Consider the following 16,676-nt stretch of genomic DNA (forward strand, 5'->3'; position numbering starts at 1 on the left):
ATTTTAATAACTTTTTTGATATAAAATTTGAACTATTATACCCAAAAAAGTAAAATTAGGAAAATTTCCCCATAAAAAAGCCCTGATGCTCAGGGCTTAGGTTTACCGTTTAGTCATATTCGGTGCATTCCACGTCTTCATCACGGCAAAACATTTCATGGTGCTTGGCTTGGCATTGTTTGAGTACATCTAGGCGAGCCTTGCCACGACTGGTGTTTTCGGCGCGGTAAGTTTCGGTAAAGGCTTTGACTTTGCAGACATGAACACTGTCTTTATTTTCTTTGACAAGCACAGGCACGCCAACAGGTACAGGCACGACAACCGCCCCTGTATTTGGTGCATCAATGGGCGCAACACAGGCAGATAAAAAAAGGCATGGCAAGAGCAATCGGCGCAATACAAGTTTTCATAGCACCAACCTACAAATAGAACAAAAAATAATACCCTAAAAATTGTAAAGTATTATACAAAGACAATATAACGTAAATTTTTGGAATATGTAACAAATTATAAAATTAATCAGCCTTCAAAAGATACAAACAAAAAGACGCCACCGCCTCAAAACTTGACTCACGCTTTAATGCTGTCTTCTTATCAAGCTTGGTTTTATAAGTGTAAGGGGTCATGTCAATCAGATCAATCAAACTTTGATTATCCAGAACCATCGGATTGTCGATTTGCCATTCATCCACCAGTTTGAATTCTGGCGCAAGCTCATCGATGAACTTGGTCGGCTGGTGCGGATTTACCGTATCAAACAGTCTTTCGCGCATGGCATATAGGTGCTGTGGTGCAGGTGTCGCCATCAGGAGATGACCGCCAGATTTCAACACTCTTAACAGTTCTTTTTTTGGCAACGGGCTAAAAAAGCTCGTGCACACATCCACACTGTCATCTGCCACAGGCAACACCGAACCTGTACCCACCACCCAAGTGATGTTCTTGTTAACATCCTGATTTTTGTAAGTTTTTGACGCAGTGATGATGGCGGTCTTAGCGATGTCTAGGCCGATGACTTGTGCGCCCTGCTCTGCCAGAACACTCGTGTAATAGCCTTCGCCGCAGCCGACATCCAACATGGTTTTTGGGGAGATCTCGCTGACAACTTGACCGATTTTATCGCGTAATGGTGCATAGAATCCATTGGCTAAGAAACGCTTGCGAGCCTGAACCGAGACAGCCGTATCGCCCGCACTGCGGCTGTTCTTGTGCTGAACGACATGCAGATTGACGTAGCCATCTTTGGCGACATCGTAGCTATGTCGATTCTGACAGCTGTAAGTTCTACCATCTAAGATCAGATCGGTATAGCAAATGGGGCAAGTTAGCATAAGTGTTTGATGTTATTTTATTTTTCGATGGCGAATGATTTCGATGATCATCGGAACCACTGACAGCACAATGATGCCAATCATAAAGAAAGTGAAGTATTTTTTGACAAATGGCAATTGCCCAAAAAAATACCCAAGCATGGTAAACGACACCACCCACAGAATCGCCCCAATCACATTATATCTGGCGAAGTCCCTATACGGCATGTTCCCCATTCCGCCAACGAACGGCGCAAATGTACGCACGATCGGCACAAATCTTGCGATGATGATCGTGCGACCGCCATATTTGGCGTAGTAGCTTTGGGTCTTGTGTAGATAGGCTTGTTTGAAGATCTTAGAATCAGGACTTGAGAACAGACGTCTGCCAAAGTGCTTACCAATCTCAAAATTCACAAAATCACCAATAATCGCAGCGATGATCAGTAGCAACATCAACAGCCAAACATTCATCTCGCCGACAGCTGCAATCGCCCCTGCCGCAAACAGCATTGAATCACCCGGCAAAAACGGCGCAACCACCAGCCCTGTCTCACAAAAGACAATGACAAATAAAATGGCGTAAATCCACTTTCCGTGATTATCCACCAATTCCTGAAGATGATCGCCAATATGCAAGATAAAATCAACGATGCCTAAAATAAAATCCACAATCAACTCTAAGCTAAATAATGAGCGCCTATTTTATCATGGATTAATGGAGAATAAATAGTTGAATTGGGCAACTTACTGACCAAAAGTCATCTGCGGAACTGTGTCAAAGGCATGCTTTTTGCTGAACCACGTGAGGATTGATGTAGCCGTCTTTGCTTAAATCATAGCTGTGGCGGTTGTGGCAGGTATAGGTTTTACCGTGCAGGGTTAGGTCGGTGTGGCAGATGGGGCAGATGAGCATAGATTTCTTTGCTTAAAAATAAAAGGCACACTATATCATGAATTTGAAAAAATACCCATGCTAATACTTATTTTTATAGACCAGTCGCCGACAATCATCATATTTATAAAAACTAACATATAAACGCACATGATATAAATCATCAAAATTATAATCACCTACTGATATTGCATTTTCACCTACGCAAAGCCGTCTATAAAAAGAATGCTTGGCGGTATCATGTTCTGATAATTCAACATCATCGGCAATTTTTTGAATATTTGCCAATAAGGTCTCAATATCGCCTGCTTTTGGATTATGATAATGGTAGGTAATAGAAATGGATTGAGCACTGGTTTTTTTATGGTCATCTCGTTTATCAAATGGGGGTAAGCCGATAGTAATGGCGTCCAAGATTTGTTGCAATTCAGCTTGCTTTTTATCATAATCCAATGTTATTGGGGCATGAAATTCAGGGTTTTTAAATTGGTCTATCCTGTCATAAATCACAACGGATAGCACCAAAATACCAACAATACCAATAAAAATGCTGCCAAACATTTCTTTGTTGCCTTTCATGCTACCCAACTTAAAAAAATCAATGCTCCCTAGTCGCCCGAAACTCCACCTCAGGATACCGCTCTTGCATAAGTTGCAGATTGACACGGCTTGGGGCAAGGTAGGTCAGATACCCACCACCGTCCACCGAGAGTTGGTCGTGGGCTTTTTTCTTAAATTTTTCAAAGGCAGCTTTATCATCACAATGCACCCAACGCACGGTGGCGATACTAATCGGCTCAAAGGTGCATTGTACCTTATATTCTTCTAGCAGGCGATGTGCCACCACTTCAAATTGTAGCACGCCCACCGCCCCCAAAATCAGGTCGTTATTGATTTGGGGCATAAATACTTGCGTTGCTCCTTCTTCGGAGAGTTGTTGTAAGCCCTTTTGTAATTGCTTGGATTTCATCGGGTCTTTTAGTACCACACGGCGGAATAATTCTGGGGCGAAGTGCGGAATGCCTGTAAAGTTTAAGGTCTCACCACTGGTAAAGCTATCGCCAATCTGGATTGTGCCGTGATTGTGCAAGCCGATGATGTCGCCAGCGTACGCTTCGTCCAATGCTTCACGGTCGCCCGCTAGGAACATGAGTGCGTCCGACACTCGCACTTCTTTTCCGATACGCACATGGTTCATTTTCATGCCACGCTCGTATTTGCCCGAACACACACGCATAAAGGCGACACGGTCTCGGTGCTTGGGGTCCATGTTGGCTTGGATTTTAAAGACAAAGCCCGTAAAGGCAGGCTCGTCCGCTTTGACGGTGCGTTCTACCGCCACATGATCTTTTGGGGGTGGAGCGTATTGGGTCAGCACGTCCAAAATCATGTTTACACCAAAGTTACCCAACGCCGTACCGAACAAAACAGGCGTTTGTCGCCCTGCCAAAAACTCGTCCACGTCCCAGTCTTCATACGCCATTTGGGCAAGTTCAATGTTGTCCATAAACTCGTCCCATAAAATCTGCCCAAGCCTGTCCTTGATGTCGGCATGGTCGTAACCGTCTCGGCTCTCGATATCCGTGATTTGTGAGCCAAAGCCTTTTTTATAAAAGTAAGTCTTGTTGTCCACAAAACTATACACGCCCACAAAATCCTGCCCCATGCCAATCGGATAAGCAAATGGCACGCATTTGATTTTTAGGACGCTTTCAATCTCATCAAGCAGGGCAAGCGGATTTTGGATTTCACGGTCAAGTTTATTAACAAATGAAATAATGGGCGTATCACGCATACGGCACACTTCCATGAGCTTAATCGTCCGCTCTTCCACGCCTTTGGCTCCGTCAATAACCATAAGAGCAGAGTCCACAGCGGTCAGCGTGCGGTAAGTGTCTTCTGAAAAGTCAGCGTGTCCAGGGGTATCTAGTAGATTAACCACATGATTTTTATAGGGAAATTGCATGACCGATGTCGTGATAGAGATACCACGCTCTTGCTCCATGCTCATCCAGTCGGATGTCGCATGGCGGTCGGCTTTACGTCCACGCACCTCGCCTGCGACTTGGATTGCCTTGCCCCACAGTAGGAGCTTTTCGGTCATGGTGGTTTTACCTGCGTCAGGGTGCGAGATAATGGCGAATGTACGGCGTTGGTTGATTTCTTGGGATAATTGGCTCATGATGTCTGATCGTTAATTAAAAAATGGCTAATTATATCATGTTTTACATTGGCAAATACAGCCTTGACCTCCTCCCCTTGCTAAAGCAAGAGGATTCCTAATATCGCTACTGGGTGTTTCCTAATTCAACGAGATTGGCTTATGCAGAATAAATATAGCAAAACCCCAAAGCAACTCTTTGGGGTTTTGATCACTCCTCAATCCATTTACCATCTCGCCACACCAAGGCAAAACGTGTCGCCTTGCCGTCTTTTTCTGAGCCGACATATTGCTCGGCATTCTTGCGAGACCATCTTAAGATGGTAGGGTTGCCCTTATCATCGACATCTGGCGCCTCGAACAGATAGGCGAATTTCGGTTCTAGCTGGTCTTTGATGGGGCGCAGCTCAGCAAGCTTAGGCGGGCGCGTTTCGCGCACTTTGGGGAATTTGGACGCTGCTAAGAACAGTCCTGCTGCTCCTTCACGCAGTACATAATGATCATCGAACTTCTGCGAGCGCAGATTTGGCATGCTGATGGCAGTCATGCGTGGCGGTGCTGCTTCGCCGTTTTTTAATACCTTACGCGTGTTGTCACAGCTGCCGCAGGCGAAGTACGCGCCGAAACGACCGGTTTTTAAGGTCATCTTGCCATCGCATTTATCGCAATCGATGGTGGGTGCGTCTTGATTGTCCGTACCTGCTACCTCGAACACACCGCGCTCTAGCTCATAGCCATCACAGTCTGGGTTATTACCACAGATATGCAGCTTTAGACCACCATCGACGATGTAGCTCTCCATAGCTGTGTGGCACTTTGGACAGCGTTTTTTCTCCATGAGTGCATTAACTTCTGCCGAGTCATCGTCCGCATCGAAGGCAAAAGCAGATGCCGGCATGAGGTTCTTAGTGCCTTTGCAGCGCTCTTTTGGCGGTAGATTATAGCCAGTACAGCCCAAGAATACGCCCGTTGAGCCTATGCGAATCTGCATCGGACGGCTGCACAGATCACAGTGGATGTCTGGCACATTCGTCGGGTCGTTCGGGCGCATGCCGCCTTTACCTTTGGCGGTTTCTAATTTACCCTTAAAATCACCGTAGAAATTGTCCAGCACACGCTTCCAATCTTGATGGCCTTCTGCCACCTCGTCAAGCTCATCTTCAAGCCCAGCGGTAAACGCATAATCCATCAGATCGGGGAAACTCTCGATCAAGCGCTCCGTCACGATGTCGCCCATCTTCTCAGCGTATAGGCGCTTATTCTCTAGGCGAACGTAGCCACGTTCTTGGATGGTGGAGATGATGGATGCATAGGTTGATGGTCGTCCGATGCCACGGCTTTCAAGCTCCTTGACAAGACTGGCCTCAGAATAGCGCGCAGGCGGCTTGGTAAAATGCTGACTCGGCTCAATGTTAATCAGTGGTAGATGCTCGCCCACTTGTACGTTCGGCAGTAGTACGTCATCGCTCTTGGCAGGTGGCTGAACCTTAGTATAGCCATCAAATACGAGCGTACGCCCTTTCGCCTTAAGTTCAACACCATTAGCATCAACAATCAGGCTCACCGAACGATAGCGCGCAGGCGTCATCTGGCAAGCCACGAACTGACGCCAAATCAGCTCATACAGGCGCTGAGCATCACGCTCCATCGCTGTCAGCTGGGTTGATTTGATGGCAACATTAGATGGACGAATCGCTTCGTGCGCCTCTTGTGCGTTTTGTTTGTTGCCATAGAAATTCGGCTTTTCTGGCAGGTATTGATTGCCAAAATTATCCGTAATGTAGCCACGCACCGCACCAAGCGCATCTTGGCTCAAGAAAGTCGAGTCGGTACGCATATAGGTAATGAAGCCCGCTTCATAGAGTCTTTGAGCCAGAATCATGGTTTTTTTGACTGAGAATCCCAAGCGTGTGCTTGCTGCTTGCTGCAACGTCGATGTAATAAAAGGTGCAGACGCTCTAGACTGCGTAGGCTTCTCATCGATGCTAGAGACGATGAATTTGGCATCAGACAGGACATTCACGATGGCATCGGCATCGTCTTTATTGCCAAGCTTTAAGGTCTTGCCTTTATATTTGGTGGCTTCTAGGCGCAGATCCTCTCCAGCGGCTTGGTTATTGGTGTGAATCTCCCAATATTCCACCGGCACGAAGGCACGAATCTCACGCTCACGCTCCACCACCAGACGAGTCGCCACCGACTGCACGCGCCCTGCTGACAGACCACGAGCGACCTTTGCCCACAGTAGCGGCGACACCATAAAGCCCACCACACGATCAAGGAATCGGCGCGCCTGCTGGGCATTGACACGATCGATGTTTAGCTTGTCGGGATGCTCAAATGCTTTTTGGACAGCGGTTTTGGTGATTTCATTAAATACCACACGGCTGTACTTATCATCACTACCGCCAATCACTTCCTTTAGATGCCAAGCGATCGCCTCCCCCTCTCTGTCCAAATCGGTCGCCAGATAAATGATATCAGCGTCTTTAGCTAGGGATTTTAGTTCTTTGATGACCTTGGTTTTATTTGGCAAAATCTCATACACCGCCGCCCAGTCATGCTCAGGATCCACACCCATGCGACGAACCAACGCACGCTGCGCTTTCTCTTCGCGGGACAATCCCGTCTCATCTGCTTTGGCCTTGGTCTTGTCTGTGCCAGATACAGGTAGGTCGCGCACATGCCCCACGCTAGAACGTACGATATAGTCATTACCCAAGTATTTATTAATCGTCTTGGCTTTGGCAGGCGACTCCACGATAACAAGCGACTTACCCTTGGCGGATGCCTTGGGTGCAGTCGTGGTGGACTTGGTAGTTTTTTTGGTGGATTTGGTTGTCGACATGAAGCTGCCTTAAAAATGATTCAAAACGGTTTAATTTACTTTATTAATTATCCAATTTGTCCAAAACTGGAATCATCCCAAGAGTTACAAAAATATTTCTATTTATAAAATACCACACTACCCACACTCTGACAAGTATGTCAATATGTCATTAGGTGAGCATGTTATATTAATATGGAGTTAATTCTTGGCTGATTTTTGCGATTCATCTCATCGCCCCATGCAGTAAGCTGCGCTTGCAGGGCGGTTAATTCCTGTTCGGCAAGGGGTTTGTCAAGTTTCTTGGTGCCTTGCCAAGATTGATAACGCCCATCATGCCAGTATATGATCACGCTGTTGGCTTTGGCTTGTAGTCCCACGACGTGATCGCCGATGTCCTTAGGTAGGTCGATCAATACGTCATCTAAAGTATGACTACCCTCGATCGTCTGCCATGTAGAATCTGTTGCTGCCAGCCTCACTAAGGGCAGACGCCATTCATCATTAATGACCGCATAGGCCGTTACCATCTGATTCTTAACCGCGTGGTTGTTGGCTCGCACGCCTGTCTGAACAACAGCAGGCAGCCAGTCAGGACGGCTCACGAATTTTGGGTTAAATCCCAATCGTCTGGCCAATAATCTAAAATCTGACGTGCGTACCTCGTGCGCCTTTGGCTTGGCAGCGAACATGTTGCCAAGCAAAAATCCTGCCACGACAAGCACCACGATCAGCGGCAATGAGCCTTGAATATCCATACCGTCCTTACATTAGAATTTGGCGTTTGCCGCTATTATCCGCCGCGCTCACCACGCCGCGCTCTTCCATCATGTCCACGATGCGCGCTGCTCGGTTATAGCCGATGCTAAATTTACGCTGCAATGCTGAGATGGATACTTTACGCGTATCAAGCGTGTGCGACACCGCCAAATCAAAATACTCATCATCACTGCCCGTACCGCTGTCGCCACTGCCTTCACCCTCGAAAGTAAAGCTGTCTGTCAGGTCGATATAATCAGGCACACCGCGCTCACGCCATGCGTCGGTCACACGGTTCACCTCATCATCCTTGACATAGGCGCCATGTACACGCTCGGTCTCGATCGCACCTGGCGCTAGGAACATCATGTCACCATGACCCAGCATGTTCTCCGCGCCCGACTCCTCGATGATGATGCGGCTGTCTGTAGCAGAGTTCACGCGCAGTGCCACACGCGATGGGATGTTAGACTTAATCAAGCCTGTCACCACGTTCGCCACAGGGCGCTGGGTGGCTAAGATAAGATGGATACCTGCTGCACGTGATTTTTGGGCAAGGCGGACGATTGGCTCTTCTGCGGTCTTGCCAAGCTGCATGATCATGTCGGCGAATTCATCCGCCACGACGACGATTTTTGAGAGTGGTTTTAGTTTCGGTGCGATGCCACTCACGTGGTCAGACGCACTCCATAGCGGATCAATAATGGGCTCGCCTGATGCTTGGGCTTCTAGCACCTTTTGGTTAAAGGCAGCAAGGTTACGCACACGAAGCTTGCTCATCAGTAGATAACGACGCTCCATCTCAGTCACACACCAGTTAAGCGCGGCGGTCGCCTCGGTCATGTCAGTGATGACAGGCGTTAGCAGATGCGGGATGTCAGCGTAGTTCGCCAGCTCAAGCTGTTTTGGGTCAATTAGAACCAGCTTTAATTCATCAGGTGTATATTTTAATAGCATTGACATCAAGAATGAGTTTACCAGCACCGATTTACCCGAGCCTGTCGTACCTGCCACCAGCATGTGCGGCGCCTTGGCAAGGTCAGCAATGACAGGCTTGCCGCTGATGTTCGTACCGATGGCAATGCTGATGCCTGCATTCAGATCCTTATAATTAGGGGTGTCGAGCAGTTCAATTAGGCTGACAATCTGACGCTTACGATTAGGCACCTCAATACCAATATAAGGCTTACCTGCGATCACAGGAATCACGCGCAAAGACGCCATCGACATAGATCGCGCAAGATCTTGAGCGATCTTACTAACGCGGCTCGCCTTGATGCCTGCTGCCAGATCCACCTCGAAGCGCGTCACCACAGGGCCTACCATCGCTGAGACGACTTCTGCCTTGACGTTGAATTCTTGCAGTTTAATCTCAAGCAGTGCCGACAGCTGGTCTAGCTCTTCTTGGGTGTAGGTGATGGTCTTGGCAGGCTTAGGATCTAGGATGTCAAGCTCTGGCACCGCGCTTAGACTCATGCGATATTCTAGCGTGCTCATCGCGTGCGACTTTGGTCGCTCGGTGCCTGATGACATAGATTTTGGCAGATGATCAACAGGCAGAATCTCCGCTTCATCAATCTCTTCCACCTTGGCATAGACAGCTTCATCTTGATGAGTGGCATGAGATGTATGATTGTTATCGCTTAGCACCTCTGATTGGCTATGCGTTTGCCGATCTTGGATGGCTTGTTCGTCAGCTTGCTCTATCAGAGCATTATTTGACAATCCTGCGAAGTCCACCCCGCCGAAGGCAGTATTCTCATCAGATACACGCTCGGCGCTGATGACTGGAGCGACTTGACGGGCATCAGTAGTCTCTTGATGGCTGTCAAAATAATCATCCTCGTGGCGAATCTGCTCATCTATCACATACTCATCAGACTGCTGAATGGCCTCATATACAGGCTCATCGTACGCATTGACATCATAAGTCGTATCGATCTGTACGCTGCCGTCTTGATGAGTTGCCTTGTATGCATACGCGGTGCGATCATAATCCCTATCCTCCATGGTATCATCAGGTGCATCCATCTCTTCATAGTCAGGCTGAATATGCTCCTCATGTAGCGGCACTGCCTGCGCCTGCTGCTGAGCCAATTTCTCCGCTTCGGCATCGGCTTGTTTTTTGGCGATGAGCTCTTCACGAAGCCCAGAATTCACCAAGAAGCTCTCCAGCGCCCCTTGATGGTTATGCGCCTGATAGACGGGTGTTCTTGGGGTGATTTGGCTGATAATCAGTTCATCATCTTCGGATGCATCCGCACCGCTCACCTCGTCTGATGCATCTGTATAGATATCATCTTCGGTGGTGGTTTTGCGCTTGGCGAATTTTGCCCATAGTAGCGACCAGCGCACCTCAAAGGTCAATGTCGCCACCAATAACGTCATCAATACCAAGAACGTCATCGCGACAGGCACACCCAGCACACTAGTCAGACTACCTAGCAGCTCATAGCCCAACATCCCACCAAAGGTCGCTGCACTGTCCGCCTGCCACCACGCGCCCAGCTGAGCGAACATCGCACTGATGCACGCCAACAAGAACGCATATGCAATCAGACGCAGCACCCACATTACAGAGCCGCGCGTCCACCACAGATGCACCAACTCATAGGCGAGCACCGCTACAAAAAACCACGCGCCCAACCCAAAAAACGCACGCAGAACGTCCGCCACCCACGCGCCCAGACGACCACCGACATTACTGATGTCGCTGCTGCTACCGACATGAGACCACGCAGGGTCCGCAGGGTTATAAGACAGCAACGAGATGAATAAAAACGCCAAAAGCCCCACACCAACCATACTAAAAAACAGGCGCTTGATGATGGGTAATTTACCTAAGAATTGATTGACGGATTCGTGTTGAAGCAGTTGATTCATGGTGGATGCTTAGAGATTGGTGCATTAACAAACCCTACATTATATAGGATAACCGCTTGACATATCAAAATTTTTATTGCAGGAAGAAAAAATTTTATGATTTTTTGATGTTTGGTTTTATTGATGGTGGTGTTTTGGCGGATTTGGCTTGCAATTTTGGCAAAATTTCCCATATACTAATCAACTTTTTATCATATTCACCCATTGGACACACTCATGAATCACCATCGCTTAATCATCCTAGGCTCAGGCCCTGCTGGCTACTCTGCCGCCGTCTATGCCGCGCGCGCCAACCTAAACCCCGTCATCATCACCGGCCTACAGGTGGGCGGACAGCTGACCACCACCACCGAGATCGACAACTGGCCAGGCGGTCGCCACAGTCTGACTGGCACCGCACTGGTCGAAGAGATGAAAGAGCATGCCGAACGCTTCGGCACTCAGCTGATCTATGACCACATTCATAGTGTTGATTTTGAGCAGCGCCCATTTACCCTAACTGGTGATAGTACCACCTACACCTGCGACGCGCTCATCATCGCCACTGGCGCCACCGCCCAATACCTAGGTCTAGAATCCGAGAGTAAATTCATGGGTCAAGGCGTATCTGCCTGCGCCACCTGCGATGGATTCTTCTATAAGAATCGCAATGTCGCTGTCATCGGCGGGGGCAACACCGCGGTCGAAGAAGCCCTATACCTATCGAACATCGCAAACCACGTGACCCTAGTGCACCGCCGCGACAGCCTACGCGCTGAGAAGATCATGCAAGATCAGCTGTTCGATAAAGTCAAAAACGGCAACATCAGCATCGAATGGAACTCAAGCGTCCAAGAAGTCGTGGGCGATGAGATGGGCGTCACCGGCATCATCATTAAGAACATCGACGGCGAAACCAAAACCCTAGACGTGATGGGCATGTTCGTCGCCATCGGACATAAGCCAAATACCGCCATGTTCGATGGTAAGCTTGCCATGACGGACGGCTACATCGTGGTGAATAGCGGCCTTAATGGCAATGCCACCGCCACCAGCGTGCCGGGCGTGTTCGCAGCAGGTGACGTCGCCGATCACATCTACCGCCAAGCCATCACCTCGGCAGGCACCGGCTGCATGGCAGCCCTAGACGCCGAAAAATACCTAGACAGCTTATAATCTACACAAAGGGACGATCATCGTCCCTCTATTATTATCGGTCATCTTGCAAAAAAAGTTACGGGCATCCTACAATAGGGTAAATCCTACCCCAGGAAGACCCATGATCCTCAGACACTCTCTCATCGCCCTACTGCTGGGTATAAGCCTAAGCCTGACCAGCCCTGTTATGGCACAAAGCTGAATTTGCACAAGCCTTATCATACGCCAACAATCAAAACCATGGCCAAGCTTTTGAATTGTTTAATAAATTAGCCAAGCAAGGCTATTCCGGTGCTCAATATAATCTGGGTCAGATGTATTACGGTGGCCATGGTGTACGTCAAGATTATGCTCAAGCGACAGCTTGGTATCGTAAAGCAGCTGAGCCAGGCCATGCAGATACTCAATTTAATCTAGGTAATATGTATAACAATGGTCGAGGCGTGCGTCAAGATTATGCTCAGGCGATGGCTTGGTATAAAAAAGCCTATGCCCAAGGGCATGCCAAAGCCGCCTATAATATTGGGGTGTTCCACTATAACGGTGAAGGCGTACGCCAAAATAAAAGCACCGCCAAAGAATGGTTTGGTAAAACCTGTGAATTGGGCAATCAAGATGGCTGTGATGAATATCGCAAGCTCAACCAACAGGGCTATTGATCCACACTGTATCAAGCACAAAAAGGACGTTATCGCGTCCTTTTTGTGGGCTGATGGTACGATGGCTTGGTATTTTTGGGGCGATGTGCTAGAATTGAGATTATCAAGAATCATTCTTAATTTCTAAGTTTATCATCTGATTCATCTTATGCCATCTTTAGACCTTGCCGACTTGCATACCATCGCCGACCGCGCCGCCTTTGATTTTGGGCGGATTATCGACCTTGCTGATGATGATGGTTTTATCGGCGCGGGGGCGGACTTATCCACCGCCACGCTGCTAAATGCCTATCGCAGCGGTGTATTTCCTTGGTTTGGGGCGGATGATCCCATCTGCTGGTGGTGCCCACCTGTGCGCTGTGTGGTTCATCCTGATGACTTTCGTCCTGCCAAATCTCTCATCCGCACCGCCAAAAAGATGCCGTGGTACATCACCACGAATCGAGCCTTTGGGTCTGTCATGACAGCCTGCGCCGCCCCACGCGCCTACAGCGATGATACTTGGATTAACGATGAGATGATAGACGCCTACACTAAGCTGCACGACATGGGCGCAGCCATGAGTGTGGAAGTATGGGACAGCGCGGCAGATGACGCTAAGCTCATCGGTGGACTGTATGGCGTGCAATATGGGGCGGTATTCTGCGGCGAGAGCATGTTCCACACCCAAAAAGACGCCTCAAAGATCGCCTTCTGGGCGCTCATGAGCCTCGCCACATCCTCTGGCATCCGCCTGATTGACTGTCAGCTTGAGAATCCACATCTGATGAGCCTAGGCGCAACCTTAATGCCACGCGATGAGTTCCTGACCGCCCTAACAACTCTCAACCGCGCACCGACACCGCCTTTATCTGGCAGTATGAGCACGCGCGAGCTTGCGCTCATTGGTGGTTGATATCTACCAATCCATGCCGATGTCTTGAGCGGCAGCATAGCCACTTGCCCACGCCCATGCAAAGTTATACCCACCCAGATGACCCGTCACGTCCAGCACTTCCCCGATAAAATACAATCGCTCGCACAGCCTGCTCTGCATGGTCTTGCCAGAGATCTCATCGCACGCCACACCACCACGGGTGACTTCTGCCACGCGGTAGCCTTCGGTGCCTGATGGCTTGATTTGCCATGCGTTTAAGGTTCTGCCCAAATCGGATAACTCTTTGTCCTTGATATTAGCAAGTTCAACATCCTGATACCGCACCCAAAAATGCGCCTGCAATACCAAGAGCAGCTTCTTGGGGAAATATGGGGTCAGCACGGTACGGATAAGCTGTTTTGGGTGGGATTTTTTAGCGGTGATTAATAGCTCTGCAGCATCTAGCTTGGGCAGTAGATTGATATTAATGCACTCGCCAAGCCGCCAATAATTTGACAGCTGTAGCATGGCAGGACCAGACAGCCCACGATGAGTGAACAACATGGGCAGCTCAAAGCTTGCCTTATCATTAAAGGCGATGACGTCAAGGCTCACGCCTGCCAACGACTTAGCCATCTCACCCACGTGATCGGTGAAGGTGAACGGCACAAGAGATGCCTCGGTTGGCACGATACGATGCCCAAACTGAGTCGCCACCTGATACCCAAACCCACTCGCCCCAAGCGTAGGAATAGACAGCCCACCGGTAGCGATGACCAGATGACGGCATGACAGCTCATAAGTCTTGGCGTTCTTTAGGCTGACACCAATGGTAAAGTCGCCATCCTCATCGTCTTTGGTGATGCTGTCGATGGTGGTATTAAGTCGTATGGTCACGCCTGCCTGCTCACACTCGGTCAGTAGCATGTTTAGGATGTCTTTGGATGAGTCGTCACAGAACAGCTCGCCGTGTGATTTCTCGTGATAGGCGACGCCGTGTTTTTGCACTAATTTAATAAAATCATCGCTGCTATAACGACTAAGGGCCGATTTGACAAAATGCTCATTTTGTCCGATGAACTCATTGGCAGTGACGTTTAGATTGATGAAGTTACACCGCCCACCGCCAGACATGAGGATTTTTTTGCCAGCTTTGTTGGCGTGGTCGAGCACCAGCACGCGCTTGCCGTATAGCGCAGCATTGAACGCACAGAACAACCCCGACGCCCCTGCCCCGATAATGATGACATCAACGCATTCGCGATCAGCACGAGTCTCACTCATCAGAGGCACTCGAGTCATTGATCAGGTGAGCGTACTTGGTGTCATAGTCAGCTTTTTGCATTTTATAGATTTCAAAGACGCACAAATCATCGCAGCCATTATCACAGCATTCATAATCTTCGGGCGGCTCTGGTGGGGGCGGGATGTCATTGGGATGGGTCATATTGGCACACTTGTTAAAAATTTTGTGGCTTTTTGTAGCCGTCGCTTGTATTTATTGTGGCATTTATTATAATTGAAAGCATGAGAAAATACACGCATTGTGTGCATTGTTACAGGATAACATTATGAAATTACTCAAAAAATCCCTACTCGCCGCAACATTAACCGCCACCGTCGCTCTGCCGATCGCAGGCTGCTCTAGCACCACCGATGGCGGTGCCGTGGGCGCTGATCGCAGACAGCTGTTATTGGTATCTAGTAGCGAAGTCATGCAGCTATCGAACCAAGCCTACCAGCAAACCATCGCACAGGCACGCGCTCAAGGCAAGCTTGACACCAATGCCGCACAGGTCGCACGCCTACGCCGCATCGCTAACGACCTGATTCCTCAGACTGCCGTATATCGTCCTGACGCGACACGTTGGCAATGGCAAGTACACGCCATCAACTCAAATGACATCAACGCTTATGTCATGCCAGGTGGCAAGATTGTGTTCTATAGCGGTATCATCGACCGCCTAAGCCTAACCGATGCCGAGATCGCCGCCATCATGGGGCATGAGATGGCACACGCTCTGCGCGAGCACAGCCGTGAGAAGGTGAGCCGCAGCGTCGCCACATCTGGCGTGCTATCCATCGCAACTGCTGCACTGGGTCTGTCATCAGGTCAGCAAGAGCTAGCAGGTCTAGCCAGTCAGCTGGGTCTAAACCTACCACACTCGCGCACCCAAGAAGCCGAGGCGGATAAAATCGGTCTAGAACTGATGGCACGCGCAGGCTACAACCCAAATGCCGCCATCACCCTATGGCAAAAAATGCAGCGCGCAGGCGGCGGCTCAACCCCGCAATTCCTAAGCACCCACCCAAGCAGCGCAAGCCGCATCCAAGCCATGCAGGCGCTCATGCCGACGGTGACACCGCTGTATAATTCATCGAACAAGCGCTAAGAGTTAAGGTCATCCTATGAACACTCCAACCGCTGACGCGATTATTAGTAACTTACAAAGCCTGAGCCATACACACATCACGCTTGATAACGAAAGCCACATGCATGCAGGTTATTATGAAGGCAAAGAGAGCCACTTTAAGCTTGTCATCGTCAGCGATGCCTTTGATGGCAAGCGCTTGGTGGCTCGTCATCAGCTCGTTTATGCACTGACGAATCCCTTAATGATGGCGAATGGTGGCACGATTCATGCCCTCGCCATTCATGCCTACACCCCTGACGAATGGTTGGGGCAAGCGCCTGACAGCCCCAACTGCGCAGGTCAAAATCGCGGCTAAACTCCACCCATTTTTATCTTTTATTCATTTTTGAGAATTGTTATGAAAAAAATCCTATCACTAGGCGCATTGGCTGCCATCACCGCACTGACTGGCTGTGCCACCACGAGCAACATCGCGCCACAGTACGTGAACCCAAACAACTACAACAGCCATGACTGTGCTTATCTTCAAAGTGAAGTCGCTCGCGTGACCAACCTGGTCGAAAAAACCCAAAACCAACAAACACCACTATCAGCGACAGGTGTAGGCATTGGTATCGCAGGCGGTCGTGGTGGCATCTACCCGAGCATCAGCTTTGGCATAGGTTCGGGCAGCTCAACTCGTGCCGCGCGCACCAACACACTTGCCCGCCTATACGGTGAGCACGATGCCATGGTCATCGCCGCCCGTCAAAAGAACTGCGCATTTGCCCAAAACATCAAAATCTACGGCGAAAAATAATCCAAAACATCAAAA

General features: G+C 49.1%; 17 protein-coding genes. 6 read left to right on the forward strand and 11 right to left on the reverse strand.

Annotated features, from left to right (window positions below; genetic code table 11):
- Positions 1-109 precede the first annotated feature (109 nt).
- From DYD54_RS09110 to DYD54_RS09145, 9 genes are all read right to left on the reverse strand, one after another.
- A complete protein-coding gene (locus DYD54_RS09110) occupies positions 110-382 on the reverse strand; it encodes a hypothetical protein (protein ID WP_228703550.1) in 273 nt (90 codons plus the stop codon).
- Positions 383-515: 133 nt separating this feature from the next.
- On the reverse strand, positions 516-1,331 hold the full coding sequence (locus DYD54_RS09115) for a putative RNA methyltransferase (RefSeq protein ID WP_063514623.1): 816 nt from the start codon (positions 1,329-1,331) through the stop codon (positions 516-518).
- A gap of 12 nt (positions 1,332-1,343) precedes the next feature.
- Positions 1,344-1,982 carry a DedA family protein gene (locus DYD54_RS09120; RefSeq protein ID WP_063514624.1) on the reverse strand — a complete coding sequence of 213 codons (639 nt, stop codon included), beginning with the start codon at positions 1,980-1,982 and terminating at the stop codon, positions 1,344-1,346.
- Positions 1,983-2,088: 106 nt separating this feature from the next.
- Complete coding sequence (locus DYD54_RS11450; RefSeq protein ID WP_157079194.1) at positions 2,089-2,226, reverse strand: putative RNA methyltransferase; 138 nt, start codon at positions 2,224-2,226, stop codon at positions 2,089-2,091.
- A gap of 60 nt (positions 2,227-2,286) precedes the next feature.
- The gene (locus tag DYD54_RS09125) at positions 2,287-2,784 is read right to left on the reverse strand and encodes a hypothetical protein (RefSeq protein ID WP_063514625.1); all 498 of its coding nucleotides are present in this window, start codon (positions 2,782-2,784) and stop codon (positions 2,287-2,289) included.
- Positions 2,785-2,803: 19 nt separating this feature from the next.
- A complete protein-coding gene (locus DYD54_RS09130; protein ID WP_063514626.1) occupies positions 2,804-4,387 on the reverse strand; it encodes a peptide chain release factor 3 in 1,584 nt (527 codons plus the stop codon).
- A gap of 190 nt (positions 4,388-4,577) precedes the next feature.
- Complete coding sequence (topA, locus tag DYD54_RS09135; protein ID WP_063514627.1) at positions 4,578-7,214, reverse strand: type I DNA topoisomerase; 2,637 nt, start codon at positions 7,212-7,214, stop codon at positions 4,578-4,580.
- 164 nt (positions 7,215-7,378) lie between these two features.
- Positions 7,379-7,951: a hypothetical protein gene (locus DYD54_RS09140; protein WP_063514628.1), complete on the reverse strand. Its 573-nt coding sequence runs from the start codon at positions 7,949-7,951 to the stop codon at positions 7,379-7,381.
- Positions 7,952-7,958: 7 nt separating this feature from the next.
- Positions 7,959-10,835, reverse strand: a complete 2,877-nt coding sequence (locus tag DYD54_RS09145; RefSeq protein WP_063514629.1) for a DNA translocase FtsK — start codon at positions 10,833-10,835, stop codon at positions 7,959-7,961.
- Between the two features lie 216 nt (positions 10,836-11,051).
- Between DYD54_RS09145 and trxB the strand changes: the two genes are divergently transcribed.
- The 3 genes from trxB to aat all read left to right on the forward strand — a co-directional run bounded on the left by trxB (position 11,052) and on the right by aat (position 13,526).
- Complete coding sequence (gene trxB, locus DYD54_RS09150) at positions 11,052-11,990, forward strand: thioredoxin-disulfide reductase (protein WP_063514630.1); 939 nt, start codon at positions 11,052-11,054, stop codon at positions 11,988-11,990.
- Positions 11,991-12,229: 239 nt separating this feature from the next.
- Positions 12,230-12,631 carry a tetratricopeptide repeat protein gene (locus tag DYD54_RS09155; protein ID WP_218563656.1) on the forward strand — a complete coding sequence of 134 codons (402 nt, stop codon included), beginning with the start codon at positions 12,230-12,232 and terminating at the stop codon, positions 12,629-12,631.
- A 148-nt stretch (positions 12,632-12,779) separates the two neighbouring features.
- Entirely contained in the window at positions 12,780-13,526 is a 747-nt protein-coding gene (gene aat / locus DYD54_RS09160; RefSeq protein WP_115265756.1) for a leucyl/phenylalanyl-tRNA--protein transferase, read from the forward strand.
- Positions 13,527-13,529: 3 nt separating this feature from the next.
- Here the strand turns inward: aat and DYD54_RS09165 are convergent, their stop codons facing one another.
- Together DYD54_RS09165 and DYD54_RS09170 are read right to left on the reverse strand one after the other, a co-directional pair.
- Positions 13,530-14,789 (reverse strand): BaiN/RdsA family NAD(P)/FAD-dependent oxidoreductase, encoded by a 1,260-nt coding sequence (locus tag DYD54_RS09165; protein WP_228703551.1) that lies wholly within the window; start codon positions 14,787-14,789, stop codon positions 13,530-13,532.
- The gene (locus DYD54_RS09170) at positions 14,764-14,934 is read right to left on the reverse strand and encodes an oxidoreductase-like domain-containing protein (RefSeq protein ID WP_084260690.1); all 171 of its coding nucleotides are present in this window, start codon (positions 14,932-14,934) and stop codon (positions 14,764-14,766) included. Before DYD54_RS09170 ends, DYD54_RS09165 begins: the two co-directional genes overlap by 26 nt.
- A gap of 124 nt (positions 14,935-15,058) precedes the next feature.
- Here DYD54_RS09170 and DYD54_RS09175 point away from each other — a divergent pair, with 124 nt between their 5' ends.
- The 3 genes from DYD54_RS09175 to DYD54_RS09185 are packed head-to-tail and all read left to right on the forward strand — an operon-like array spanning position 15,059 to position 16,661.
- Positions 15,059-15,880: a M48 family metallopeptidase gene (locus DYD54_RS09175; RefSeq protein ID WP_063514633.1), complete on the forward strand. Its 822-nt coding sequence runs from the start codon at positions 15,059-15,061 to the stop codon at positions 15,878-15,880.
- A 16-nt stretch (positions 15,881-15,896) separates the two neighbouring features.
- On the forward strand, positions 15,897-16,217 hold the full coding sequence (locus tag DYD54_RS09180) for a BolA family protein (RefSeq protein WP_063514634.1): 321 nt from the start codon (positions 15,897-15,899) through the stop codon (positions 16,215-16,217).
- A gap of 42 nt (positions 16,218-16,259) precedes the next feature.
- The gene (locus tag DYD54_RS09185; RefSeq protein ID WP_063514635.1) at positions 16,260-16,661 is read left to right on the forward strand and encodes a hypothetical protein; all 402 of its coding nucleotides are present in this window, start codon (positions 16,260-16,262) and stop codon (positions 16,659-16,661) included.
- Positions 16,662-16,676 lie beyond the last annotated feature (15 nt).

This window comes from Moraxella ovis, assembly GCF_900453105.1.
Lineage (GTDB): Bacteria > Pseudomonadota > Gammaproteobacteria > Pseudomonadales > Moraxellaceae > Moraxella > Moraxella ovis.

Excerpts from the sequence above, each read along its gene's own strand:
- DYD54_RS11450 (WP_157079194.1), bottom strand. The coding sequence starts at position 2,226 with ATGCTCATCTGCCCCATCTGCCACACCGACCTAACCCTGCACGGTAAA.
- DYD54_RS09185 (WP_063514635.1), top strand. The coding sequence starts at position 16,260 with ATGAAAAAAATCCTATCACTAGGCGCATTGGCTGCCATCACCGCACTG.
- DYD54_RS09140 (WP_063514628.1), bottom strand. The coding sequence starts at position 7,951 with ATGGATATTCAAGGCTCATTGCCGCTGATCGTGGTGCTTGTCGTGGCA.
- DYD54_RS09170 (WP_084260690.1), bottom strand. The coding sequence starts at position 14,934 with ATGACCCATCCCAATGACATCCCGCCCCCACCAGAGCCGCCCGAAGAT.
- trxB (WP_063514630.1), top strand. The coding sequence starts at position 11,052 with ATGAATCACCATCGCTTAATCATCCTAGGCTCAGGCCCTGCTGGCTAC.
- aat (WP_115265756.1), top strand. The coding sequence starts at position 12,780 with ATGCCATCTTTAGACCTTGCCGACTTGCATACCATCGCCGACCGCGCC.
- DYD54_RS09115 (WP_063514623.1), bottom strand. The coding sequence starts at position 1,331 with ATGCTAACTTGCCCCATTTGCTATACCGATCTGATCTTAGATGGTAGA.
- topA (WP_063514627.1), bottom strand. The coding sequence starts at position 7,214 with ATGTCGACAACCAAATCCACCAAAAAAACTACCAAGTCCACCACGACT.
- DYD54_RS09180 (WP_063514634.1), top strand. The coding sequence starts at position 15,897 with ATGAACACTCCAACCGCTGACGCGATTATTAGTAACTTACAAAGCCTG.
- DYD54_RS09165 (WP_228703551.1), bottom strand. The coding sequence starts at position 14,789 with ATGACTCGAGTGCCTCTGATGAGTGAGACTCGTGCTGATCGCGAATGC.
- DYD54_RS09130 (WP_063514626.1), bottom strand. The coding sequence starts at position 4,387 with ATGAGCCAATTATCCCAAGAAATCAACCAACGCCGTACATTCGCCATT.
- DYD54_RS09145 (WP_063514629.1), bottom strand. The coding sequence starts at position 10,835 with ATGAATCAACTGCTTCAACACGAATCCGTCAATCAATTCTTAGGTAAA.
- DYD54_RS09175 (WP_063514633.1), top strand. The coding sequence starts at position 15,059 with ATGAAATTACTCAAAAAATCCCTACTCGCCGCAACATTAACCGCCACC.
- DYD54_RS09125 (WP_063514625.1), bottom strand. The coding sequence starts at position 2,784 with ATGAAAGGCAACAAAGAAATGTTTGGCAGCATTTTTATTGGTATTGTT.